This window comes from Mesorhizobium sp. CA5 (assembly GCF_020165105.1).
In the GTDB taxonomy this organism is placed as follows: domain Bacteria; phylum Pseudomonadota; class Alphaproteobacteria; order Rhizobiales; family Rhizobiaceae; genus Mesorhizobium.
In genome coordinates, this window is sequence record NZ_JAIUHJ010000027.1 from 10729 (window position 1) to 35117 (window position 24389).

Below are 24389 nucleotides of genomic sequence, written 5' to 3' on the forward strand. Positions count from 1 at the left end.
CAAAACATCGCCCACCGCCACTTCAGATTGCAATCCCCAACCCCGTCACCCGGTTACCGCCTTAGCGCGGAGAGGGCGGGAGGGCTAGAGGTTTTTTGGGCAATATTCGATTGTGCGAATGATTTGACTTGAAGCCGGAATAACTCAGGCTGGATTGCCAGTCGTTCAGAGAAACTGTCAGGCCCCTAACAGGGGGAGCTAATAAATGTCACGATGTGACGATCCGGCTTCCATCATTGGCTTCAGCGAGCTCGGCGGGCGGTCGAGTGGAGTCGCTGACGGCGGTCCCGATCAGGTCTGCCGAAGCGGCATTGGCCAGCCCCTAGGCCCACAGCGTTCCCCAAAATGACGCCAGCCTGTTGCGACCGAGCCGGAATCTCAATAGTTGTGCATGCGGTTCTGGCTTCCGCTGTTTCCGCGATGCAAGTATTCTCGGTTGTTTTATATTAGAATTATCTGAATTTCCGAATGCTTTGCAGGCGAACACGCCGGAACGAAGAAGACACGCTGTCGAGTTGTCGATGATGAAGCCGAATGCCGTTCCGATGAATGATCTCAAGCGTCTGTACCAGCGCTATGAGGTTGAAATCGCGCGCGAAGTAGCAAGCACGCTGCGGTCCGGATGGTGGCTCAATGGCGCGGCAGGGAAGCGATTCGCAGCGAACTTTGCGACGTTTGCAGGAGCCTCGGATTGCATCCTCGTCGCAAACGGAACGGACGCCCTTGAACTCGCTTTACGCTCTATCGTCGGGCTTGGCGATGCGCATGGACGCGAGGTGATCCTGGCGGCGAATGCCGGGGGATATGCCAGTTGCGCGTGCTGGCACAACGACCTCATTCCACACTACGTCGATATCGAACCAGCCAGCCAACTTGCAAGCGTCCAATCGGTGCTGGAAGCGGTGAGCACCGACACGGCTGCGATTGTCGCTACCCATCTTTACGGCGGCGTGGTCGATGTACCTGCCATCCGGGCGGGACTTGTCAATGCCGGCATGTCGCACATCCCAGTCATCGAGGATTGCGCCCAGGCACATGGTGCTCGCATCAGAGGTGAAACGGCTGGATCACTTGGAGACATCGCCACTTTCAGCTTCTATCCCACCAAAAATCTCGGCGCGATGGGTGACGGCGGCGCGGTTCTCACCTCCAACCCAAGACTGGCGGACCGCGTTCGTCAGCTTCATCAATATGGCTGGAGTTCCAAATATCATGTGGCCCTGCCGGGAGGGCGCAACTCTCGCATGGACGAGGTTCAGGCCGCGATTTTGGATGTGCTCCTTCCGGACTTGAACAGCCGCAACGAACAACGCCGCAGCATCGTCAGCCGATTTAGGGCCGTCACCGGACGCCGGCTCAAATTCCTCGACGGCGGCAACGGCGCCGTCGCACACCTCGCGGTCCTGCTGTGTGACGACCGGGACGCATTCCGCACCTTCATGAAGGAGCGCGGCGTCGATACCGATGTCCACTATCCCGTGCTCGATTGCGATCAGGTTGGTTGGGCTGCCCTGCCCATGAAAGGGACCGAAAATCTTGCGATCTCCAGGGCAAGCATCAGTCGTCTCTGTTCCGTCCCGTGCTATCCGGACATGACGAATGATGAGGTCGAGCAAGTGTGCAGGGCCCTCAGCGACTGGGAGGCAATGTGACTGCGCGCTCTCTTGTTTTTCCCATTTACCGCAATGAGCCGAACATCCCTTCCCTGTTGCGGGCCGTCGCCGATTTCGACGCCATGTATGAGGGCGACATCGAGTTTGTTTTTGTCATCGATGGGTCGCCGGACCAGTCGGGCGGCCTGCTGGTCAGGGCCTTGAAGGACGCCAGCTACAAATACAAGATCATCTTTCACAGCCGGAATTTTGGTTCCTTCACGGCCATTCGGACGGGGCTTGAGCACGCATCCGGCAAACATGTGGCCGCGATGGCTGCCGACCTCCAGGAGCCGCCCGAGCTCATTGTCGAATTCTTTTCGATGCTCGAAAAGGACACGGCCGACGTCGTGTTTGGCCGCAGAACCGGCCGCGACGACCCCCTTCTGACACGCTTCCTGTCCCGGGCCTTCTGGAGCGTTTACCGCAGGCTGATTATGCCCAGCATGCCGAGCGGCGGGGTCGATATATTTGCCTGCAACCGCCAGGCGCTCAATGCGATCCTGTCAATCGAGGAGCCAAACAGTTCGCTTGTGGTTCAGCTGTTCTGGGTCGGATTCAGACGGGAGTTCGTGCCTTACCGGCGGCGCGAGCGGGAGCATGGGAAGAGTGCCTGGGGCATTGGGCGCCGGCTCAGATATATGATGGACTCGATCTTCTCGTTTTCCGACTTTCCGATCGTTTTCATACTCTGGGTAGGAATTGCGGGCTGCGTGCTCAGTCTTGTGTTTGCGGCAATCACCGTCGTCGCCCGCTTGCTTGGCAAAATCGACCCGGCCGGATACACGACGCTGGTGCTGCTGATCGCGGGGTTTGGATCAGCGATCCTCGCGGTGCAAGGCATCCTTGGCTGTTATCTTTGGCGGGCGGTTGAAAATACCAAATCGCGCCCATTGCGGATAATAAGCCGCATTGTCGACGGGACGTCCGCATGAACGACAAACCATTTTTTGTCCATGACCGCGGGATCTGCGAAAGCACGCGCGTCGGCAATGGCACACGCGTATGGGCGTTTGCCCATGTGCTCCCTGGGGCCGTGATCGGCGCGAACTGCAACATCTGCGATCATGTCTTCATCGAAAACGACGTGACCGTCGGCGATGACGTCACGATTAAAAGCGGCGTTCAGCTATGGGACGGCATTCGGCTGGGCAATCGCGTGTTCGTTGGTCCGAATGCGACCTTCACCAACGACCGCTTCCCGCGTTCGAAACACTATCCGGAGCAGTTTCTCCAGACGATCGTCGAGGACGGCGCGTCGATCGGGGCCAACGCAACAATCCTGCCCGGCATAACGATCGGCCGCCAGGCGATGATCGGCGCCGGCGCCGTAGTGACCAAAAACGTCCCGGCAAACGCCGTGGTGGTTGGAAATCCGGCCGTCATCGTCGGCTATCAGACCGGCCCGCAGGTCGAGCCTGTGATGACGCAAGCGGCCCCCGGCGCCGCGGGCGACAGAATGGCGCTGGGCGTCGGCGGATGCGAGCTCTGGCGGCTGCCGCACTTCAGCGACCTTCGCGGCGAGCTGGCCCCCCTCGAGTTCGGACACAACCTGCCTTTCAAGCCCTTGCGCTCGTTTCTCGTTTACGGCGTTCGTTCCGACAAGGTCAGGGGCGAGCATGCGCACCGCCAGTGCCACCAATTCCTGATTGCCACCCATGGCCGCCTGTCGGTGGTCGTCGATGACGGTCACAGCAGAAAGGAAGTGTCGCTGGCGGATCCCTCGGTCGGACTCTATCTGCCGCCCGGCGTGTGGGGCATCCAGTACAAGTTCCAGCCGGACACGGTCTTGCTGGTCATGGCCTCGCATCCATATGATGCAAGCGATTATATCAGGGACTATTCGGATTTCCTCGCTACGGTCAGGCCGGATGACCACTGACCGGATAGGCTCGGATGCGCTTCGTTTTCTTGCTGCGGGAGGACTGAACACCGCGCTGACGAGTGCCGTCTACTTTACTGGCTTGACGATCCTGTCGTCGGGCATTTCGTACACGATTGCCTGGCTGGCAGGCCTCGCATTCGTGATGGTGTTCTATCCGGACCGCGTCTTTCCTGGCGGGCGCACCAGCTTCGTGGATCGGCTGGCGGTCGGCGGCTCGGTCGCGGTGGTGTTTGTTGCCGGGTTGACAACCCTTCATCTTCTTGAGCGGGCGCTGCAAAGCCGAGCGGCGGCGTTCTTTGCAACACTTGTCGTCACCACGATGCTCAATTTCCTGGTTTCTCGATGGATACTGCGCAGACGATACTGATACGCCCCTCCTCGATCCGGGCGGCGTTGTCGGTGACCATGAAGCCGGCGATGGCGTATTAGGTTAGCAAGCCCACGCCCATTAAAGGGGCAATATATCCGAGGATGCGATCGGACCTAGCATGTTACTCGGCCGTATATGCAATGCGTCCAAAGCGGACTTCAACCGGTCATGAAGCATAAGCTTTATCATTCCGACATCGATTGGAGCTGGCTCCCAATCGACGTCGTCCAACTCATGCATCTGATATATCCGAGTCAGCCTTCCTAGCGAGGAAAAGCGTTCTTGATCTGAAGCGTGCCCAGCTTGATCATTAATTGGGTAAATCACCACAACAGGAATTCCCATCGCTATTGCGGGCAGCGCGCAATGCAGTAAGGATGTAACGATCAATTTCGCTCGCGTGCCATACTCTACCAGCAATTCGCTTGCCAGCTTCATGTTCTCTTCGAAATCGTTTGATCCGGAATAGTGAGAAACGAACGTGAAGGGCCCCAGAGTTTCGGGTATATAGTCAATTATCTGCCTATCTCTCGACACTACAAATATCTCATTTCTGTCGCCAAAAATCCTCCTATCTAAGGTTAGCGATAGACAGTTGCTCTCATAAGTCTCTATGCCTTTAGACCGAAGAAGCATCTCGGTATATATGTCTCTGCAGCCAATCGGTTGGAACGTCTTGAAATATTCGACACTCTCGGCGGACAAGAGCTCCGGGCTTTGAAACAGCCGAACATGAAACCCGATGAAAATCGGAAGAATTTTATCATTTGGCGGCCATTCTGAGCCATTCCGTTTGAACCAGCCGTTCATAAGCATCGGCACCCGCCCTGAATAGTCGTTCAGAACCGGAGCGGATCGAATTTCGTCGTCTCGGTCTAAGAAGACTTGCGGCCGAACTCCAAAGCGTCTCAATAAAAAGTTACCAGCTAGAATCTGGATGTGATCGCCCAGGTTCTCTGTTGAGACCTTCAGAGAAGCGAATGTCGTCTCATGAACAGATTGGTGCGCAATATCCAATGGTGAAGAGGAAGCAGTATCTGTTGTTACTGAGTCTGCCTCTTGGAGAGAGCCAAGTACACAAGTCAACAAACTGTCCGGCTTTACCTTATCGATCTCAATCCGATATGTTAGCTTGAATACGGGCGACGCCCAGTCCACCTTAGCGAACACCTTGCTGAAAGCCTCATAAATTCCAGCCGCTTGTATTGAGTGGGGGCCGTCTGCACTGATCTGAGGAACTTTTCGCCAATGGCGCCCGAATTCTCCGTCAACTTCGCAGAGATTTCTAAAGAGGTAGTGGAACCAAAAATAGGTATCCGCTCGACTGCGTCCTCTCCAGTAACTCAGAGTCTCCCTGCACCATAGAGACAGAAGGCGATTGCCAGGCTCCGACGCGAGAAACCAGCTTGAGAGAGGTCGATCAGCGGCAGGGCGAGCGAATGCGAAAAAACCCTCAACTAGTTTCTCAGGCAGCCAGTTATCTAAAGGTTGATTGCAGAATAGCGTAGCATCGACCCAAACTCCTCCATATTCGTGCAACAGAAGTATTCTTACAATATCAGACAGAGACGCGGCAGTCACTTGCTGATTGCCAAGGTCTATGTACTTACTTATTGATACGTACTCCTCTACGTTTGAGGCGTCAACGCACCTAAAATCCCAGCCAGGATTCTTCTCGATCCAACTCCTTAGACACCTCTTTACGATCTCAGGAGCCGATTGCTGACCTTGAAACCAACAAGTCCATATTATCCTATTCAATTTGATCGCCCATACTAGATGACCGAGTCTGCCCGTCTGCGTGATCGATTCCGGCACCGGTATAGAAATACGAAATGATATTTAAATCCACTATTCCGGCAAACGTGGCTTTTCCCTGAACGTTGACACGAAACATAAGTCCATCTTGGACGCGGTGGGCCATTATTCGTTCCCCGCTCTTCCGTTTTCCGGTGCCCGCATTAATGAAATAAACCCCAGGAGTCAGCGCACAATCAAACTCCATCCGCACAGTTACAGTCGATCCCGTCGAAATGTTTTGCTTTGGCCCTTCGATTAGGTTGGTGGCTGTACCTGCTAGCTCGATCCCACTGATCGTCTTTATAAGCATTCCAAAGGAAACATCCTCAGCGTCTTCCTCGTATGACACCTTGTACTCAAACATATATCGCCGACCACTTTGCAAGATGTTAACCGTCTTCAGGTTTTTATTGATCAAGCGCAGGCTATGTATCTTCGCTCCCTTATTTTCATACTCGATCGCGCTTTTCGATACAAAAGACGGATCATATCCTTCCGCGACAAGATTATTCTCTTCGTCCTGCGGATCTTGGAGCTGGGTGCCGCCTCCCGTGATCTCTTGGGCCTTTCCTTGACCTATGTCTTTGACCGCGTTGCGCAGTTGCAATGCTGTTTGTGAACTCGCGTTTACCAACCGCTGATATTGACTCACCACAGTCTTTGGTTCGCCTTCTAAGATTTTCTCGCCTGAATCCATCAGTATCGCACGAGAGCACAGTTGGACGATAGTTTGCGCACCATGGCTGACAAAAAGGATCGTCCCCCCTCGCTCCTTTATCTGTTCTATACGAGCGAAGCATTTTCGCTGAAACGCCTCGTCACCCACGGCGAGCGCCTCATCCACTACCAGGATGTCCGGGTCAACGTTAATAGCGGTCGCAAAGGCGAGCCGCACATACATGCCCGACGAATAGGTTTTTACCGGCTGATCAATGAACGGACCGATGTCGGCAAAACGCACAATATCATCGAATCGCCACTCCATCTCCTTGGCTGGGACACCAAGAATAGAGGCATTGAGGAACACATTCTCGCGGCCAGTGAATTCTGGATTGAACCCTGCACCAAGTTCTAGCAAAGCAGCGATACGACCGTTGACCTCGACCGAGCCACTGGTTGGCTGCAGCGTGCCACAGACGATCTGCAGCAGTGTCGATTTGCCGGAGCCATTTCGACCGATGATGCCGATTGTTTCGCCCCGACCGACTTCGAACGAAACGTCGGACAACGCGGCGAAATCGCGAAAATAACGACGCGGCGGTCGGCCTACAAGACGCTCTAGGCGAGGTACGATCATCTGCTTGAAACGATCTTCGGGTCTCTCGAACATGACATAGTGCTTCGAGACCTCGCGCACACGTATGGCGAAACTGGAATTGCGAACACCGGCTTCGGCGCCCGATCTATCAAAGGACATCGGCAAAGCCTCTTCGGGTCTTCTGAAAAAATTGGTAGCCGAGATATGCGACCACAATCGCCACCAGCGAATAACAACCGAGCGCTGCCCAGTCCGGTTGTACGCCGAAGATGACTACGTTTCGGAAACTTTCGACCGGAATTGCCAACGGGTTGAGCGAAAGCCAAGGTTGAAGCCAAGTTGGCAGCGCAGTTCTCTGGAAGAACACGGGCGACAGGAACATTGTTGCCGTTACCAACGGCGCCACGATCTGGCCCATGTCGCGAAAATAAACGCCGACCGATGCCAACACCCAGGCCATACCTAGAACCAGGACAACTAGCGGCATAAATGCTAGCGGCGCCAGAAATACGGTCAGCGGAATATGGCCGAACACGACGTACGCAAAGGCAAGCAGTACCAGCAGGCTGACGACGACATGAAACAGCGCTGCTCCGGCTGAAACCACCGGCAGGATTTGGATCGGGAAGACGATCTTCTTGACATAATTTGTGTTGCCCACGATCAGGCTGGGCGCCAGTGAAACGACCTCCGCAAAAAACTGAAAGACGATCAACCCGCAAAACAGAACAACCGCATACTCGCCGGTCGAGTCCGTGGCGCTCTGCTCATTAGGCATCGTCCACCGTGACTTCATCACCACGCCGAACACAAAGGTGTAGACAGCCAGCATAAACAAAGGATTGAGTAGAGACCACATCAGACCGAGCGCAGAACCGCGATATCGGCCGACAATCTCGCGACGGACCAAGGAGGTTATGAGAAAAATTAAGTTCATGGCACAGACTGAATCGCCGCTTTATACCCAAGAACGAAGCTTTGTATTGCATCAGAAATATCGTAAACAGCGCTCCACTCAGTTTCTCGCCTTATGGCATCACAGTTCAACTCGACATTTTTTACAAGAAACGGCTTTTCCGAAATATAATTTCGACGGATTGGCCGATCACATGCGTAGGCGCAAAGATCGATTATCTGATTTACAGTGAACGACCTCCCCAAGCCAACGTTGTATATTGCATTTCGCCGCAACTGCGGCCTCAGCATAGTGTCAATGGCAGCGCAAAGATCCCGTACGTCCATGTAGTCGCGCAAAGCTTCGCCGTTACCCCAAACATCAATCGGCACACCAAGAAAGGCAGCTCGGACGGCAGCAGCCACAAGGCCCTGTCCCTTCTCAGAGGACTGGTATCGTCCAATGGGGTTAGAGGGACGAAGAATTGAGTAACTCCATTCTCCTCCGAGTGACATCGTTCTTATGGCATTCTCAATCATAAGCTTGCCGCATCCATAGGCACTTATAGGAAGTGTTGGATGAGCTTCAGTGATACTCGACTGCTGGGGCACTCCGTAGATAGTTCCACCCGACGAGAGATAGATCACATGCCGTATTGAGGTTCCGCGGATACTTTGCAGGAATTTGATATGCGGGAGGACGTTCCGGTTCACCTCGGAAACAAGATCATTTGCAAAGGTGGCCGGAACGGATGCGCTGACAAGCAGCACTACTGCGTCCAGGCCGTTGAGATGATCGCGATAGGTTGAAGGATCATCGAAATCAATAAGTGTCATATTGGGCGATTGGACAAACCGCTCCCGCCGAACAAAGCCGCGGAATGGAACTTTCTTCTGGGCGAAAAGATCGACGAGGTTTCGCCCAATAAATCCGGAAGCTCCAAAAATGCCGATCATCCACGTGCCCCTTTCGGCATCGGGTCCATTTCATTCAGCTTCGGACAGTCAGGGCGGTAGGGCACAGCTTCAAACTGGCTCATGCCGCACGCTTCTCGTCTCTGTCCAAGCGGGATGTCAAACGCTGCAGGATTTCGCGAGCAAAGGCTTCCGACGAAAAATGGGCTTCAAAAACTGCCTTGGCAGCATCTCCGATATCGCGCCATTTTGTTCTCTCGCCAATCGCCCGTTTGAGGGCAGCCGCGAGATTAGCTGGACTGGGATCCTCGGCCACATAACCGGAGACGCCATCCTTAATAAACTCAGCGGTCCCGACGGTGGTCGAGCATATTAGAATCTTTCCACACCGCAGAGCATCGATCGAGACCAGTGGCAGCGTGTCATCGCGCGAAGAGACAAGAAGGATGTCCGTTTCATGCAGCGCCCTCTCGTACTCCGCATGGCTGAGAGCGCCCTCCATCGAAACACCCACTCTAATGTCCGCCATCTCGTTAATCTGGGTGTAGTATCCCAGGTTGAGAATTCGGCCAGCCAATCGCAACTCACACATAAGCCGAGTGTTCTTCTCCAACTTATCCAGAGCCAGAATCGCCAAGTCCTGCCCCTTGCGTGGCTCGTAAGAGCCCAGCACCGAAATGACGACTCTGTCGGTCTCGCTGACGTTCGATTCCAGAAGCTTCGGAACTGAGCCGATCGTCGACGTGCCATACGGGACAACGGAATAGTCCCGAAAGAACGGCTCGACCGCGCGGCCGGCAATCTGGCTCCCGACCCAGACGCCTGCAGCTTTCTCCAGAGCCTGCCTGGCATCTAGATTCGATGAGAAAAGATCCTTCGCGAATTCGCTTTCGTGGATATACCAAAAGGTGGGTACCGCTTCGGCAAGCTGAGATACAACCGGCCACCCGACCACCGTATTCACGATTACCGCATCGAAATTCCTGCCGAACTTGAAAACGGTTTCATGGCGGGCGAGGAGAAGTTCATCAACGATAACCGTTATGCCAAGCTCGTTGATATACGATCGCATCGGGCCGTCGGCAGGCGCAGCCACAACAACGAAGTTTCCTGCATCTGAAAGCGCCTTAGCTAGATCGAGAACAACGCGCGGCGCACCACTTTCAGTCATATCATGAGAAATTATTAATATATCCCGGCCAGTGCTATACAGGCGATCTAAATGGCTAACCGCTCTGGTTCCAGGATATACCTGAAATTCCTCCTGCGAGTCGTGATATAACAACCCTTTCATCTTCCTGGTGTAGAAAGGGTCTCGGCTAATCGCGTTTGTCCACTTTTTTATAAGGTTGATATCAGCTTTATCCTTTTTGTGCTTCGTGTCTTTCTTTTCTTTCTCGCCGATAGATGCATGGCCTATGTGGTATAAGCGTGAATATGGCGAGTAAACGCAGCTGTATCCTCTATCTCTTACCTTAAGGCACAGATCGACGTCAGAATGTGAGATCGGGAAATTCTTGTCGTCAAACCCTTCAATCTCGAAAAATATGTCACGAGCTATCATCAAGCACGCGCCACAAATTAAAGACACATCGCGGACGGACTGAGCAAAGTTGTAATGTTCCGCTGTCATGTCGGGAAGGCAATGAAACGCAGTTCCAACTAGCCCCCGGACCCCGGTCACCATTCCCGCATGCTGAATCAAACCATTCTCATAGAGCAACTTCGGGCCTACAACGCCAACGCCCTCCAGCGTCGCGATCTCCAGTAAGCTCGAAAGCCAGTCCCTCGAAATCACCCGAACATCATCATTAAAGAATACTATGTACTTTCCGAGCGAATCGCGCGCTCCCTGATTACACTTTTCAGAAAAATTAAACACTTTATCAAATACGGAAAATTTAACTTTTCCATATTCTTTTGATAAACTTTCCGCTATTTTCGTATTCGTCACAACGACGATTTCGAAGAGGCCATAATCTGTTTTACTAAAGATTGAACCTATTGAAGATTTGATATTCTCCGCACTATCGGATGGGATTACAATTGATACAAATACCTCCGAAAAGAGACTTGAATCTCGATAAACTCGGTTCGCATATGGCAGAGCTAATGCTTGGCCACCATAGTTTCGGCGCCGCATCGCGTCTTCGAGCGCGGCGATATTCGAGATTCGAGCATAGTCCTTCCCGCCTACCGACGCCGACCCTTCGATCATTCGCCAACCGTAGAGAACACGCTCTATATGCACGACTTTCTTGAAGCACTCTGATACCCGCAAGGCCAGATCATAGTCTTGCGAGAAATCATATTCGCTGCGGAAGCCGCCAACCTCATGAACAAGGCTCTTTCGATACGCAGTTAGATGGGCGGTATACATGCAGTTGAATAGGAGATGAGGACTCCAGTCCGGTTTGCAAAAAATTTCCACAGGGCGATCATCAGCATCGATCTTGCACTCGTCGGAATAGAGGAAATCGACAGCAGGATCTTCCACTATAACTTCTGCGATACGCAGAAGCGCATCCTTTGTAAGGAGATCATCATGATCCAAGAGGGCAATGTACTGACCAGACGACTGGTCTAGCGCGCGATTGGTGGCTTCGGATATGCCTCCATTCTCAAGAAGACCGCTCACCTTTATCCGATTGTCGAGAGAAGCGTACCTCTCCAGGAGGTTCGTGATTTCACTGTCTTGCGAACAATCGTCGACTATCACGAGCTCCCAATTTTGGTATTCCTGAGCTACTACGGACAGTATCGCCCGCTCCAGAAACTTGAGTGGCGGCCTGTAAACCGGCATCAACACGGATATGGTCGGACCGGAAAGACTGGACGTTGAAAACGTCGACAGCTTAAGGCGAGATGCCACCTCTTCTTTTTCCCTAAGAAGATTTTCGGCGATTTGGGCATCTGGAAGGCGAAGAAGGGAGAGCCCATCGAGGGTGGTCTGCCTTACCCCTTTCAGAGCTACCCTGCTATAGATAGCCTTTGCCACATTAAACCAGCTGCCACGATGCGTACGGGACTGCCGTAAGCGCCGGAAAAGCCTAGTGGCATTCATTCGCTCCGGCCGGGCTATTCGCAAAGGATCACTTTTCCCACCAGAGAGGCCCGAAATATCTTCTTGCGTTATCTGAGATTCGAGCGCGCCGTTCTGGCGTTCCGACAACGCTCGAACTCTCTCCGCAATAATTTCCGACTTAGCTTTATTCAACATTTCTGATAATCTTAAATTGTCTTCTATAGCCGTCGAAAGATTGGAGCTAAGTTTCTCTTTCTCTTCGGCGTTACGTTCGATTACCTCATCCATTGCGGCTTGAGCTTCCGCAAGACGGCGACCATATCGGGCTATCTCTGTGTTTTTCTGCTGAATCTCAACTGCAAGCTGAGCAGCCCTGGTCGCTTGGTCTTCTAAGGTTCGCTGCAAACCCACCTGCGCTTCGGAAAGAACCTGCTGTCGTGCCTGCAGCTCAGGAAAAAAAGCTTCACCGAAAACCGGGGCGACGGCGTCGAACTCAGACTTAATGCGATCAAGAACTTCCATGGCCTCGGGGTCATTGGGGTCTGTCTCCAAAACCCTGAGTGCCGAATAGGCATCTTTGACCCAGTTGGCGACACGCTCGTCGGCGAAGAGCGCGCCATCAGACGCCGCATGGTGTTGATGGTCCTGGGATATATGGGCGTCAATTTCAGCTGCGGCCTCTTCTATCGGCCTTGGCCACGTAACCGAAAGCGCCTTCGCAATCCTGTCCAGCCTTAGCCGCCAGTCCTGCATTATCCCCTCGTAGGAAACGAACGCACGCAGCGAACCCCGCGTCGAGCGCTCCGCGTCAAGTTCATGGCGAAGCCAAAGCAGGGCACCGAAGCCTGGTGTTGAGCGATCCCGTTTGCCAAGCGAAGCGATGACCGCAAGCGGATTGCGACTTGCCAGAACGTACCGTACGTCGATTTTCATCGACTTTAAAATGCTGGCGTAGAGCGGCACGAAACGTGAGATGCGCGGCTCCTTGAGCACCAAAAAAGACGCATCGCCATATTCCTCGTCGACAAGGCGTGCGATCTCGGCTCTGTAGAATTGGGCTCGTGCGTTCGGCAAGTTGCCGAGATCGAAGCTCCGCCAGTCATCCCACCTGCTGCCCGCCTCTTCCAACATCTGGTCGTGCAACTCGATCAGTTGCGAGGGTTCCCAGTGGCCCGTTGGGTTTGTCGGATTTGCCCCCAGCAAATTCTTCGGCAGTTCCGCACCAAGCAGGTTGAGCACCCTCGTGAGCGCGCTCGTCCCCGAGCGGTGCATACCGAGCACCATGATGCAGGTGCGCTTCGCCGGCTTGGTCTTAGCCTTCGCGCCCTTCTTCGGCGCCGCTTGATCGGCCGACTGCGCGCTCGCATCGCGCAGTTGCTCCGGTGCTGGATGCTTGTTCATGCACTCAATGCCTGTTTCGTCTCGCCGCCCCCCAGCCGCCGAACCACATTTTCGCTCGACTCCCGCCACCCCGGCGCCTGCCACCCAAACGTCCCCGCAAACTTCGCGCTCGAAAGCCGCGAATTTTGCGGGCGCCTGGCCTTGGTCGGGTAGTCCGCCGTCGCGATATCGCGCACTTTCGCGTGCGGGCCACCAAACGCCTGGCTTGTGTCGAGGATGTGACGGGCAAAGCCGCTCCAGTTGGTGTCGCCCTCGCCCGCCAGATGGTAGACGCCGAAGGCAGCGAAATTCCTGTCGTCGACCAGCTTTGGCGCCGCATGCAGGATCGCGTCGGCGATGTCGAGCGCCGAGGTCGGATTGCCCCACTGGTCTGCGACGACCGATATCTCGTCGCGGTCGGCGGCCAGCCTCAGCATGGTCTTGACGAAGTTCCTTCCGAAGGGGCTGTAGACCCAGGCCGTGCGCAGGATGAGGTGGCGCGGGTTGGCCGCGGCGACCGCCTCTTCGCCGGCGAGCTTGGAGGCGCCGTAGACGCCGAGCGGCGCGGTCGGGTCGGTCTCGACATAGGCGCCGTCCTTGGCGCCGTCGAAGACATAGTCGGTCGACAGATGGATGACGGGAACGCCGAGCCTTGCCGCCGCTTCGGCCACCTTGCCGGCGCCGGTTGCGTTCACGGCGAAGGCCAGGTCCTTCTCGTCCTCGGCCTGGTCGACGGCGGTGTAGGCGGCGGCGGACACGACGATGTCGGACCTTGCCGCTTCAAGGGCCGCGAGCACCGTGTCGGGTCGCGCAAGGTCGAGCGCCGGGCGGCCGACGGCGACGACTTCGACATCGTCGCGGCCCCGCGCCGCCTCGACCAGGCTTGCGGCGACCTGGCCTTCGCGTCCGGTGACGGCAAGCCTCACGTGGTCACCCTGCCCTCGGCCGCGTTCCCGGCCAGGCCATTTTCGGTCTTTGCGCTGCCGATCGGGGCGTTCCCGACCGGGGCGTTCTCGACCGGGCGCGCCGTAGCCCGGCCCAGCCGCGCGCCGTCGTAGCGCTGCTCGCGGATCGGCCCCCACCACCATTTGTTGTCGAGATACCAGTCGACGGTCCTTGCCAGGCCGCTGTCGAAATCCTCCCGCGGCGCCCAGCCGAGGTCGCGCGCGATCTTGGAGGCGTCGATCGCATAGCGGCGGTCGTGGCCGGGGCGGTCGGTGACGAAGGTGATCAGCTCGCGATGGCGCTTGCCGCCGGCGCGCGGGCGCCTGAGGTCGAGAAGATCGCAGATCGCCTCGACGACGCCGAGATTGGTGCGCTCGGAATTGCCGCCAACATTGTAGCTCTCGCCCGGCCGCCCCCTGGTCGCCACCAGCTCCAGGGCGCGCGCGTGATCCTCGACGAACAGCCAGTCGCGCACATTGGCGCCGGCGCCGTAGACGGGCAGCGGCTTTTCGTCGAGCGCGTTGAGGATGACCAGCGGGATCAGCTTTTCCGGGAAATGATAGGGGCCGTAATTGTTGGAGCAGTTGGACAGCACCACCGGCAGGCCATAGGTCTCGTGCCAGGCCCGCACCAGATGGTCAGAGGCCGCCTTGGAGGCCGAATAGGGCGAGGACGGCGCATAGGGCGTCTCCTCCACGAACATGCCGCCGTCGAAAGGCAGGTCGCCGAACACCTCGTCGGTCGAGACATGATGGAAGCGGAAGCCCGCCTTGCGCTCCTCGCACAGGCCGCGCCAATATTCCAGCGCCGCATTCAGGATGCGGTAGGTGCCGACGATGTTGGTCTCGATGAAGGCACCTGGACCGTCGATCGAGCGGTCGACATGGCTCTCGGCGGCGAGGTTCATGACGATGTCGATATCGTCGCGGCGCAGGATCTCCAGCACCGCGCGCTCGTCGCAGATGTCGGCGTGCTCGAAGCGGTAATTATGCGCGTTCTCGATCGGCCGCAGCGAGGCGAGGTTGCCGGCATAGGTGAGCTTGTCGAGATTGGTGACGCGGTAGGCCGGATTGGCGCACAGATGCCGGCACACGGCCGAGCCGATGAAGCCGGCGCCGCCGGTGACCAGGAAATTCATGCCGCCGTCCCTCCTCACGCGAACACCTCCGCCGCGCCCAGCAGCGGCGCGTTGCGGTCCTTGTCCGAAAGCTGGAAGCCGCCCGCGATCTCGGGCCATGCGATGCCGATCGCCGGGTCGTCGAAGCGGATCGAGCGGTCGTGCCCGGGCGAATAGGTGTCGGTCACCTTATAGAGCACCTCGGTATGCGGCACGAGCGTGACGAAACCATGTGCGAAGCCTTGCGGCACCAGGACCTGGTTGCCCTTGTCGGCCGATATCTCCAGCGCTTCCCATTTGCCGAAAGTGGGCGAAGAACGGCGGATGTCGACCGCGACGTCGAGCACGCTGCCGCGGATGACGCGCAGCAGCTTGGCTTGCGCGCGCGGCGGCAGTTGGTAATGCAGGCCGCGCAGCACGCCGGCCGCGGCGGAATAGGAGTGATTGTCCTGCACGAAAGCGAGGTCGATGCCGGCTTCGGCGAAGCGCTCCGCATTCCAGGTCTCGCTGAAAAAGCCGCGCGCATCGCCATGCCGCTTCGGCACGATCTCCAGCACGCCGTCGAGGCCGAGCCGCCTGACCTCAAGCACCGCGTTCCTCCATCAGATCGGCCACCCGCCGGCGCAGATAGGCTGCATATTCGTTCTTGCCGAGCCGCGCGGCGCGATCCAGCACCTTGTCGGCGCTGATCCAGTGCTGCTCCAGCGCAATCTCCTCGGGGCACGCGATCTTGATGCCCTGGCGATGCTCGATCGTGCGCACGAAAGACGATGCCTCGAGCAGGCTGTCATGCGTGCCGGTGTCCAGCCAGGCATAGCCGCGGCCGAGGCGGTGGACATGCAACTCGCCACGCTCGAGATAGACATTGTTGACCGCGGTGATCTCGAGCTCGCCGCGCGCCGAAGGGCGGATCGTCGAGGCGATATCGACTACCTTGTTGTCGTAGAAATAAAGACCGGTGACGGCCCAGTTGGACTTCGGCTTTTGCGGCTTCTCCTCGATCGTCAGAGCCTTGCCGGTGGCCTTGTCGAAGGAGACCACGCCATAGCGCTCGGGATCGTCGACATAATAGGCGAAGACCGATGCGCCGCCGTCGCGCGTCGCCGCCTCGCGGCAGAGCTGCGACAGGCCACCGCCGAAATAGATGTTGTCGCCGAGAATCATCGACACGCTATCCTTGCCGATGAAGTCGCGGCCGATGATGAAGGCCTCGGCAAGGCCGTTGGGCTGCGCCTGCACGGCATAGGACAATTCCAGCCCGAATTCGGAACCGTCGCCCAGCAACGCTTGGAAGACCGGCAAGTCGCGCGGAGTTGAAATGACCAGAATCTGGCGAATTCCCGCGAGCATCAGCACGCTCAGCGGGTAATAGATCATCGGCTTGTCGTAGATCGGCAGTATTTGCTTAGAAACCGCTAATGTTAGCGGATAAAGACGTGTTCCGCTGCCACCCGCAAGGATAATTCCTTTCAACAAGCTCTCCTTGAACTACCGCGGCCCCCGCCTCGACGCCAAGTTGCCCGTGCTTAGTTTTCGGGCGCTGGCTTGTCAATGTCGGCTTTGACTGCTTCCCGACGTTACTTCATCGCTTTCTATCATCCGACAGGAGGCGGTTTCGAGCGAAATCCGACAGCGCCATGAAAAAGGGCCGGCGGGCGCTTGTCGCCCGCCGGCCCTTTTCTCGTCGATTGTTCTCAGCCGCGCTTGAGCAATGTCCACACGGCCGGCACCAGGCTGGCGGCCAAAGCCACCTTGATCAGGTCGCCGACGATGAAGGGCAGGACGCCGAACTGCCAGGACTTTTCCGGCCCGATGAGCGTGGCCAGCCAGGCAAAGCCCATGGCCATCATGACGACCTCGGCCGTCAGCATGGCGCCGAACAACTTGAACGGGTCGCGGTCCCAGCCGCGGTCGGCGGCCCAGCCGGCGATCGCCGCCATGACCACGAAGCCGGCGAGATAGCCGCCCGTCGAGCCCAGCATATAGACAATGCCGATGCCCTTTTCCGGCGTGCCCTGGAAGACCGGCAGGCCAAAAGCGCCCTCGGCGAGGTAGAGAAGGAGCGTCGCGACGGCAAGGCGCAGGCCGAAGGCCGAGGCGATCAACAGCACGGCCAGCGTCTGCAGCGAGATGTCGACCGGGCCGAGCACCACCTTGGTCTTGGCCGAAAGCGTCAGCAGCAGGGTTCCGGCGAGCGCCAGGAAAAGCTGGGTCGCCAGCCGGGCAACACCCCGATCCGGCAGAGTGAGAGAAACAAGCGGGCGCATCGTTGTTGCAGTTGCCATGGTCTTCCCCATTCTGGCTGATTTGCCGGGTGGCTGATTAGCTGGCTCTTAAAGCGCATCGCGCAGAAACGCATTCAGGCGACGCGCTTTAAAAATTGTCTTGATGCATGTTGTTCTCCCAAAAACCGCTGCGCAGTTTTGGGCGACATCCATTGATTTTCCTATATTGGCTTCCGTATCGGACGGCAATCACTTTGCCGCATCGCAACGGAGCCCGCAGGCATGGCCCTTGAATTCGACACCAGCTTCGATCCCGCCTACGGCCGGGCGGTTCCGGTTGCGCCGGATGTGCTGCGCATCACCGCAAGAAATCCGGGTCCTTTCACCTTCCACGGCACCAACAGCTATCTCGTCGGCAGCGACACGCTGGCGGTGATCGATCCGGGGCCGGAAGACGACGCCCATCTCGAAACACTGCTCAAGGCGATCGGCGGCCGACCGGTCAGCCACATCTTTGTCAGCCACACCCATCGCGACCATTCGCCTTTGGCGGCGCGGCTGAAGGAGCGCACCGGCGCGCCAACGCTTGCCGAAGGCCCGCATCGGCCGGCGCGCCCCTTGCGCATCGGCGAGGTCAATCCGCTCGACGCCAGCGCCGATCTCGCCTTCGTTCCCGATGTCGTGCTGGCCGACAATGCGCTGACTGAGGGCAACGGCTGGGCCGTCCGCACCGTGCTGACGCCCGGCCACACCGCCAACCACGCCGTGTTTGCCCTCGAGGGGACCGGAACGCTGTTTTCAGCCGACCATGTCATGGCCTGGTCGACCTCGATCGTCGCGCCGCCGGACGGCGCCATGGCCGACTATATGAGCTCCCTCGACAAGCTTTTGGCGCGCGACGATCGCTTGCTTTTGCCTGGCCACGGCGGACCTGTGGCCACGCCCCAAAGCTTCATGCGCGGCCTGAAGACGCATCGCAAGATGCGCGAAAGGGCGATCCTGGAGCGCATCCGCGCCGGAGACCGGACGATCGCGGAAATGGTCGCGGCGATCTATCGCGACACCGACCCGCGGCTGCACGGCGCCGCCGGTCTTTCGGTGCTTGCCCATCTCGAGGATCTGGTTGCCCGCGGCCTCGTGGCCACAGAAGGCGATCCGGCTATAGACGGCATTTTCAGCCCCGCCGCGTGATCACTCAGCCGGCGCCGCGCCGACCTGCCCGGCGACTTGCTGGTCCAGCTCGCCAAGGAAATCGGTGATGCGAGCGGCGTTGTCGCCGAGGTCGTAGCGGCCGTAGCGCGAGGCCGAGCGCATGTCGACGATGACCTGCTCGCCGTCGTCGGTGATGCGGATGGCGACGTCGGCCGGCAGTCCGAGCACAAAGCCCCTGGCCAGCGCGTTGATCGTCGCCTCGCTCTGCCCGTTGATGTCGGGATAAGGCGCCGTCAACTGCCAGTCGCGGCGGTCGAGCACGGTTTCGACAGCGTCGACGACGGTTTCGAAAGGCAGATTGTAGCTGCGCCCGCTGACCAGCGGATAGGCCTCGGCCTGCAGGGCCTGTTCGCCCGGGGTCGGCGGCGACAGCTCGTTCATGTCGGCGGTGCGGTCGCTGGTGTCCAACGCGGGCGGATCGTCGAGATCGGTCGAGATGTCGCGCAGCGGCGGATAGATCGTCGCCCAGTAGACGGCGACGCCGTAGGGTGCCAGCACCAGCAGCGCCAGCAGCGCGCCGATGGAGAGATCGCGGCCGCCGCGATCGCCGAAGCTCCAGACCCTGGCCAGGCCGAGACCGGCCAGCAACAGGGCAAGCGCAGCCAGCAGCGCCACGAGCGCCAGCACCCACAGGAAAGGCGGAGTCTCGACGAGATCGAGCCGATAACCGGCAACGAGGGTCAGCAGAAGGACGAGCGAAAATGCGCCGATCCGCCGCGACCAGCCGGCCGCCCTCGACGTCTGCCGTTCAGGAATTGTAGCCATTGTCTGCCGCATTACCCCAGTCCGAACCGAGACTTAGAGGTTTTTGGCGCCGGCTTGAAGCCGAAAGATCGAACATTTTTCGTCAATCCGTCGGCAGGCGGTAATCCTTGAACTGGGCACGCAAACTGGTCTTCTGGATCTTGCCGGTGGCGGTGTGCGGAATTTCGCCGACGAAGGCGACGTCGTCGGGCATCCACCACTTCGCCACCTTGCCGCTCATGAAGGCGAGGATGTCGGTCTTGGTCGGCTCCTTGCCGGGCTTGCGCACGACGACGAGCAAAGGCCGCTCGCCCCATTTGGAATGCGGGATGCCGATGGCCGCTGCCTCCGCCACGTCCGGATGGCCGACGGCAAGGTTCTCGAGATCGATGGTCGATATCCACTCGCCGCCGGACTTGATGACGTCCTTGGCGCGATCGGTGATCTGCATATAGCCGCTGGCGTCGATATGGGCGACGTCGCCGGTGTCGAACCAGCCGTCGGCGTTGAACTGCTCGGCGCCGGCGCCGCTATAATATGCTCGGGCCACCGCGGGGCCGCGCACCTTGAGATGTCCGAAGGTCTTGCCGTCCCAGGGCAGCGCGTTGTTGTCGTCGTCCGTCACTTTCATCTCGACGCCGAAGGGGGGAAAACCCTGCTTCCCCTGCACGTCAAGCCGCGCCTCGCCGGTCAGCGCCTCATATTGCGGCTTCAAGGTGCAGAGGGTGCCCAGGGGCGACATCTCGGTCATGCCCCAGGCATGCACCACCTGCACGCCGTAATTGTCCTGGAACTTGGCGGTTATGGCGCGCGGACAGGACGCCCCGCCGATGACGACCTTCTTCAGATAAGGCAGCTCCTTTCCCGTCTCCTCCAGATATTGCAGCAGCATCATCCAGACGGTGGGCACGGCGGCGCTGAGCGTCACCTTTTCGGTGTCGAGCAGCTCATAGATCGAGGCGCCGTCCATCTTGCAGCCCGGCATCACCAGCTTGGCGCCGATCATCGGCCCGCTCTGGCCGAGCCCCCAGGCATTGGCGTGAAACATCGGCACGACCGGCAGGATCACGTCTCGGGTGGACATGCCCATGGCGTCGGGCATGGCGGCCATCATGGCGTGAAGGACATTGGAGCGGTGGCTGTAGAGAACGCCCTTCGGGTCGCCCGTCGTGCCCGACGTGTAGCACATGCCGGCGGCGGTATTCTCGTCGAACGTCTTCCAGGTGAAGGCGCCGTCGGCTTCGGCCAGCCATTCCTCGTAAGCGACGGCGTTCGGCAGCGACGTTTGCGGCATATGCGCCAGGTCGGTCAGCACGATAACCCGTCGCAGCGATCGGACCGCGCCGGCGATCTTTTCCAGGATCGGCACGAAGGTCAGGTCGACGAAGATCGCCTTGTCCTCGGCGTTGTTCATGATCCAGGCGATCTGCTCGGGAAAAAGCCTCGGGTTGAGCGTGTGATAGATCGCGCCGATGCCCATGATGCCGTACCAGGCCTCGATATGGCGGGCGGTGTTCCAGGCAAGGGTCGCGATGCGGTCGCCGAGCCTGAAGCCGTCACGCTCCAGCCGTTGCGCCACCTTGAGCGAACGGTGATGGATTTCGGCATAGCTGGTGCGCACGATCGGGCCTTCGATCGAACGCGACACGACCTCCCGGCTGCCGTGCTGGCGTTCCGCATGGTCGAGCAGCTTATGGCAAAGCAGCGGCCATTCCTGCATCAATCCAAGCATCAATTCCTCCCTTTGCGCATTCGCGTCATTTGTTTCACGCATTGTGAAACGAACCGGCGGTTTGTCCAGCCGCCATAAGTCGAAGCCAGTGGATGGATCGAAGGACCGGGAAAACCGCCATAATCCGGCCATCGTCGCCGTTAAGTTTCGTTAACGGGCTGGGTGAGATTGGCGAATGGAGAGATTCGCATGGACGCGCAGCTCGACGAAAAAGCCCTCGAAAGCACGCTTGCCGAAAGTCTGGACGATCTGACGCCGGACATCAAAACCGTTTCCGAAGATGAATTTGCCGAAGTCGTCGGCGGTGCGCTGGAGGCCGTCGGCGGAACGCTGCTGTTCAAGATGCGCGTTGAAAACGGCGCCGAGGGCGAGCATGTCGCCGCGGCCTGCATCGGCAACGCCGACAATCGTCAGTTCCTGCTGCTCACGCTGCCGACCACCGGCGGCGCGCTGAAGGTCGAGACGGCGGCGAGAAGCACCAATCCGGTCGCGGGCATTGCCGCCGCCTATGCCGGCCTCATGGACGCCTTCAAGACGGCCGCCTGACGACCGGAAGCAGACGTTCAATGAATGGTGATGACGCCAAGCGTGACGCGCGCTTGCGCGACCCGCCTGCCCGACACATGTAAGTCTCCCCTGAGAACGTTTCACCGTTTCGCGGAAACAACGAAACGCTCTCTCTTTGTTTGACGCAATTCCGGACGGAAAACCGCTTCGCACTTTTTCTAGAATTGCTCCAGGAGACCATTCATGGACAAGCTTGCCAATCCAGCCCCCGGCTTCCAGCGCAACCCGGACAAGGTGATCACCGTCGAACCTTATCGCGGCACCGTCACGGTCCGCGCCGGCGATAGGATCATCGCCACATCGACTGCGGCAAAGGTTCTCTCGGAGCCACCTTACCCGGCCGTCTTCTACATCCCGTTCGACGATATCGATTTCGGCAAGCTCACCCCGACCGACCATTCGACACATTGCCCATACAAGGGCGATGCCAGCTACTGGAGCGTCCAGCCGGCCGGCGAAGCCGGCGAGAACGCGATGTGGGCTTATGAGCATCCGTTCGACGAAATGGTCGAGATCCGCAATCACGGCGCGTTCTACACGAACAAGGTGACGGTCGAAGCCACGCCGGACTGAGCCGTAAAGGGAGGGGCGCTTAGGTCGATCTCGGAATGATGTGGCCGCCAAAATTCAGCGGTCGCCACCCTCGCACCACGCTCTCAATCGGTGGTGCCGTCATTGCCGACGCCCTCGGCGTCGTCGAGGCGCACGAAGGTCATGCCCTTCTGCTTCAAGGCCAGCAAGCCCTGAACCACGCCCTCGCCGGCGGCATGGGTCGGCTGGTTGATGTGGGCGATGATGACATCGCCGTCCTTGGCGGCGCCGATGCGGCGCGCCGTTTCCTTCGCGCCGAGCAGCGAACCGCCGTCGCCATTGACCGAGAAGCCTGCGATCTTGAAGCCCAGCCTGCGGATCATGGCGATCGCCGAGGGACTGTATTCGGCGGTGGCGCCGCGAAACCATTTTGCCGCAGGGCCGCCCGCGCCGGCCAGGGCGGCGGCGCCGGATTCAACCTCGGCCTGCACGGCGTCCGGGCTGCCGGCGCTGCGGATGCCGAAGATTTTCCGCGGCGTATCGACCGCCGGAACGTGGCGGCCGCCGTGATTTTCCAGCTCGAACAGGTCGGGATGCGCCCGCATGATCTCGACGGCCTCGGCATTGCGCTTCAGCCAGATGCCGGTAACGAAGATCGTCGCCGGTATCCTGTTGTCGACAAGCGCCGAAAGTATCCTTGTGTCAGTCGTTCCGCCGCAGGCATCGAGCGTCAAGGCGACGCGACCGCCGCCTTCAACGCCCTGCGGCTTCAGATGCAGCGTCGGTTCGAGCAGCGTCGCGGCATTGCCCGCCGACGCCGCGAACAGCGCCATCGCGCAAAGGGAGTTTCGAAGCAGACCCATCATTCATTCCACATCGGCAGGCTCGGCATCATCCTTCGCGCCGCGCCAAAAACTTGTCTCTAGAAGACCGGCATCTAGGCGAAAATCGGGACGGCAAACAGCGTAAAAACAGCAATCGCGAAAATTTGCTTTCGCCTATACAGCTGCTTCCAGAGGCATCTCGGTTCGGGCCAGCAACTGGAGCGCTGCCTCGACGACGGCGTCGACCTCAAGACGCCAGACGCAGCATGCCTTGTTGGGGTCGGGCCGTTCGCACAGGTCGCCACCGACGCAGTCACAAGGCATGGACGGGCATACCGCGACGCTCGGCGCGCCGACTGGCCCCCAGTGGATCGGGCTCTGCAGGCCGAACAGGCCGACGACGGGAGTGCCGACTGCGGCAGCCATGTGCATGGGGCCGCTGTCGTTGCCGAGAAACAGCCGCGCCTGCTTGAACAGTGCCGGCAACGTTTCGAGCGGGAGCGCTCCGACCAGGTTGACGATCGGCGTCTTCGCAGTCGCCAGAATCTTCTCGGCCACCTCGTTCTCGTCCGGGCCGCCGACCAGGGCGACGTCGAGACCGGTTTCGGCCGCTATCCGATCGATTGCGGCGGCAAAGCGCTCGGGCTGCCAGCGGCGCCCAGGGAAGCTTGCCCCGGCATGCACCGCGACAAAGGCGTTCGGCCGAAGGTGCAGCTTGTCCAGCAGCGCCAAGGCTTTCGTCGTCTCGAACGGCAGCGGCCGGAAGGCGGGAGCCCGCGCGCGCAAGTCCACGCCAAGTGCCTCCAGCGGCGAAAGATAACGATAGAGAAAGTGCTGCTCGCCATACCCGAACGGCTTGGCCTTCACATTGGCAGGTTGGCGCGCAAACCAACCCAGGGGCCTTTCGGAGGGGTGATACCCCACGCGAACCCGTGCGCCGACCAGCCCCAAGATGAACCGCGACGTCTTGGTGTCGGTGATGTCGATGGCCATGTCGAAATGGTAGCGGCGCAACTTAAAGAGCGTGAGAACGAGTTCCTGCAGGCGTAGCAGCGGCGTGCCGCGCATATGGGAACGGCGGAAGGTCACAACCTCCGAGGCGATGCCGTTGGCGGTGAGGAGACCGCCGAAGCGGGCGTCGCAGAGGAAGACGATGCGGGCGTCGGAATATTCGAGCTGCAGGTTCTTCGCCAGCGCGGAGGCAAGAACGAGATCGCCAATGTGCTTCGTCTGTAAGATCAGGATCGAGCGGACTGCAAAGGGAGCCCGCAACATCGGTGTCTGAGCTCCGGACAGACCGGAGTTCGCGAAGC

Annotated in this window: 21 protein-coding genes; 7 read left to right on the forward strand and 14 right to left on the reverse strand. The window is 58.7% G+C overall.

Features of this window, described 5'->3' with window-relative positions; translation table 11 throughout:
- Nucleotides 1-521: 521 nt before the first annotated feature.
- From LB529_RS26020 to LB529_RS26035, 4 genes are read left to right on the forward strand one after another with little or no spacing between them, the layout of a single operon-like run.
- Nucleotides 522-1652, forward strand: coding sequence for a DegT/DnrJ/EryC1/StrS family aminotransferase (locus tag LB529_RS26020; RefSeq protein ID WP_224712725.1), 1131 nt, complete (start codon nucleotides 522-524; stop codon nucleotides 1650-1652).
- The gene (locus tag LB529_RS26025; RefSeq protein WP_224515524.1) at nucleotides 1649-2587 is read left to right on the forward strand and encodes a glycosyltransferase family 2 protein; all 939 of its coding nucleotides are present in this window, start codon (nucleotides 1649-1651) and stop codon (nucleotides 2585-2587) included. The genes LB529_RS26020 and LB529_RS26025 overlap by 4 nt, the downstream gene beginning before the upstream one ends.
- Nucleotides 2584-3534, forward strand: a complete 951-nt coding sequence (locus LB529_RS26030; protein WP_224712726.1) for a WxcM-like domain-containing protein — start codon at nucleotides 2584-2586, stop codon at nucleotides 3532-3534. The genes LB529_RS26025 and LB529_RS26030 overlap by 4 nt, the downstream gene beginning before the upstream one ends.
- On the forward strand, nucleotides 3524-3904 hold the full coding sequence (locus LB529_RS26035) for a hypothetical protein (protein WP_224712727.1): 381 nt from the start codon (nucleotides 3524-3526) through the stop codon (nucleotides 3902-3904). Before LB529_RS26030 ends, LB529_RS26035 begins: the two co-directional genes overlap by 11 nt.
- 81 nt (nucleotides 3905-3985) lie before the next feature.
- On the opposite strand, the gene LB529_RS26040 is transcribed toward LB529_RS26035, so the two are convergent.
- The 10 genes from LB529_RS26040 to LB529_RS26085 all read right to left on the reverse strand — a co-directional run bounded on the left by LB529_RS26040 (nucleotide 3986) and on the right by LB529_RS26085 (nucleotide 17526).
- Complete coding sequence (locus LB529_RS26040; RefSeq protein ID WP_224712728.1) at nucleotides 3986-5725, reverse strand: capsular polysaccharide synthesis protein; 1740 nt, start codon at nucleotides 5723-5725, stop codon at nucleotides 3986-3988.
- Nucleotides 5661-7124: an ABC transporter ATP-binding protein gene (locus LB529_RS26045; protein ID WP_224712729.1), complete on the reverse strand. Its 1464-nt coding sequence runs from the start codon at nucleotides 7122-7124 to the stop codon at nucleotides 5661-5663. Before LB529_RS26045 ends, LB529_RS26040 begins: the two co-directional genes overlap by 65 nt.
- Nucleotides 7114-7902: an ABC transporter permease gene (locus LB529_RS26050; protein WP_224712730.1), complete on the reverse strand. Its 789-nt coding sequence runs from the start codon at nucleotides 7900-7902 to the stop codon at nucleotides 7114-7116. Before LB529_RS26050 ends, LB529_RS26045 begins: the two co-directional genes overlap by 11 nt.
- Nucleotides 7899-8816, reverse strand: a complete 918-nt coding sequence (locus tag LB529_RS26055) for an NAD-dependent epimerase/dehydratase family protein (RefSeq protein WP_224712731.1) — start codon at nucleotides 8814-8816, stop codon at nucleotides 7899-7901. Before LB529_RS26055 ends, LB529_RS26050 begins: the two co-directional genes overlap by 4 nt.
- Nucleotides 8817-8895: 79 nt before the next feature.
- Entirely contained in the window at nucleotides 8896-13200 is a 4305-nt protein-coding gene (locus tag LB529_RS26060; RefSeq protein ID WP_224712732.1) for a glycosyltransferase, read from the reverse strand.
- The gene (gene rfbD / locus LB529_RS26065; RefSeq protein ID WP_224712733.1) at nucleotides 13197-14105 is read right to left on the reverse strand and encodes a dTDP-4-dehydrorhamnose reductase; all 909 of its coding nucleotides are present in this window, start codon (nucleotides 14103-14105) and stop codon (nucleotides 13197-13199) included. Before rfbD ends, LB529_RS26060 begins: the two co-directional genes overlap by 4 nt.
- Nucleotides 14102-15262 (reverse strand): dTDP-glucose 4,6-dehydratase, encoded by a 1161-nt coding sequence (rfbB, locus tag LB529_RS26070; RefSeq protein ID WP_224712757.1) that lies wholly within the window; start codon nucleotides 15260-15262, stop codon nucleotides 14102-14104. Before rfbB ends, rfbD begins: the two co-directional genes overlap by 4 nt.
- Nucleotides 15263-15276: 14 nt before the next feature.
- The gene (rfbC, locus tag LB529_RS26075) at nucleotides 15277-15831 is read right to left on the reverse strand and encodes a dTDP-4-dehydrorhamnose 3,5-epimerase (RefSeq protein ID WP_224632402.1); all 555 of its coding nucleotides are present in this window, start codon (nucleotides 15829-15831) and stop codon (nucleotides 15277-15279) included.
- Nucleotides 15824-16714: a glucose-1-phosphate thymidylyltransferase RfbA gene (rfbA, locus tag LB529_RS26080; RefSeq protein ID WP_224526296.1), complete on the reverse strand. Its 891-nt coding sequence runs from the start codon at nucleotides 16712-16714 to the stop codon at nucleotides 15824-15826. The genes rfbC and rfbA overlap by 8 nt, the downstream gene beginning before the upstream one ends.
- Before the next feature lie 221 nt (nucleotides 16715-16935).
- A complete protein-coding gene (locus LB529_RS26085; protein ID WP_224526298.1) occupies nucleotides 16936-17526 on the reverse strand; it encodes a biotin transporter BioY in 591 nt (196 codons plus the stop codon).
- A gap of 222 nt (nucleotides 17527-17748) precedes the next feature.
- Here LB529_RS26085 and LB529_RS26090 point away from each other — a divergent pair, with 222 nt between their 5' ends.
- Entirely contained in the window at nucleotides 17749-18657 is a 909-nt protein-coding gene (locus LB529_RS26090; protein WP_224712734.1) for an MBL fold metallo-hydrolase, read from the forward strand.
- Here LB529_RS26090 and LB529_RS26095 read toward each other — a convergent pair whose 3' ends face one another.
- Both LB529_RS26095 and LB529_RS26100 read right to left on the reverse strand, forming a co-directional pair.
- A complete protein-coding gene (locus LB529_RS26095) occupies nucleotides 18658-19443 on the reverse strand; it encodes a DUF1499 domain-containing protein (protein WP_224712735.1) in 786 nt (261 codons plus the stop codon).
- A gap of 82 nt (nucleotides 19444-19525) precedes the next feature.
- Nucleotides 19526-21154 (reverse strand): fatty-acid--CoA ligase, encoded by a 1629-nt coding sequence (locus tag LB529_RS26100; protein ID WP_224712736.1) that lies wholly within the window; start codon nucleotides 21152-21154, stop codon nucleotides 19526-19528.
- Between the two features lie 189 nt (nucleotides 21155-21343).
- Here LB529_RS26100 and LB529_RS26105 point away from each other — a divergent pair, with 189 nt between their 5' ends.
- Nucleotides 21344-21700, forward strand: coding sequence for a hypothetical protein (locus tag LB529_RS26105; RefSeq protein ID WP_095766801.1), 357 nt, complete (start codon nucleotides 21344-21346; stop codon nucleotides 21698-21700).
- A 204-nt stretch (nucleotides 21701-21904) separates the two neighbouring features.
- Nucleotides 21905-22294 carry a DUF427 domain-containing protein gene (locus LB529_RS26110; protein WP_095766800.1) on the forward strand — a complete coding sequence of 130 codons (390 nt, stop codon included), beginning with the start codon at nucleotides 21905-21907 and terminating at the stop codon, nucleotides 22292-22294.
- Nucleotides 22295-22377: 83 nt separating this feature from the next.
- Here the strand turns inward: LB529_RS26110 and LB529_RS26115 are convergent, their stop codons facing one another.
- Together LB529_RS26115 and LB529_RS26120 are read right to left on the reverse strand one after the other, a co-directional pair.
- Nucleotides 22378-23115: a polysaccharide deacetylase family protein gene (locus LB529_RS26115; RefSeq protein ID WP_095766799.1), complete on the reverse strand. Its 738-nt coding sequence runs from the start codon at nucleotides 23113-23115 to the stop codon at nucleotides 22378-22380.
- A gap of 135 nt (nucleotides 23116-23250) precedes the next feature.
- Complete coding sequence (locus LB529_RS26120) at nucleotides 23251-24351, reverse strand: glycosyltransferase family 9 protein (RefSeq protein WP_140846208.1); 1101 nt, start codon at nucleotides 24349-24351, stop codon at nucleotides 23251-23253.
- Nucleotides 24352-24389 lie beyond the last annotated feature (38 nt).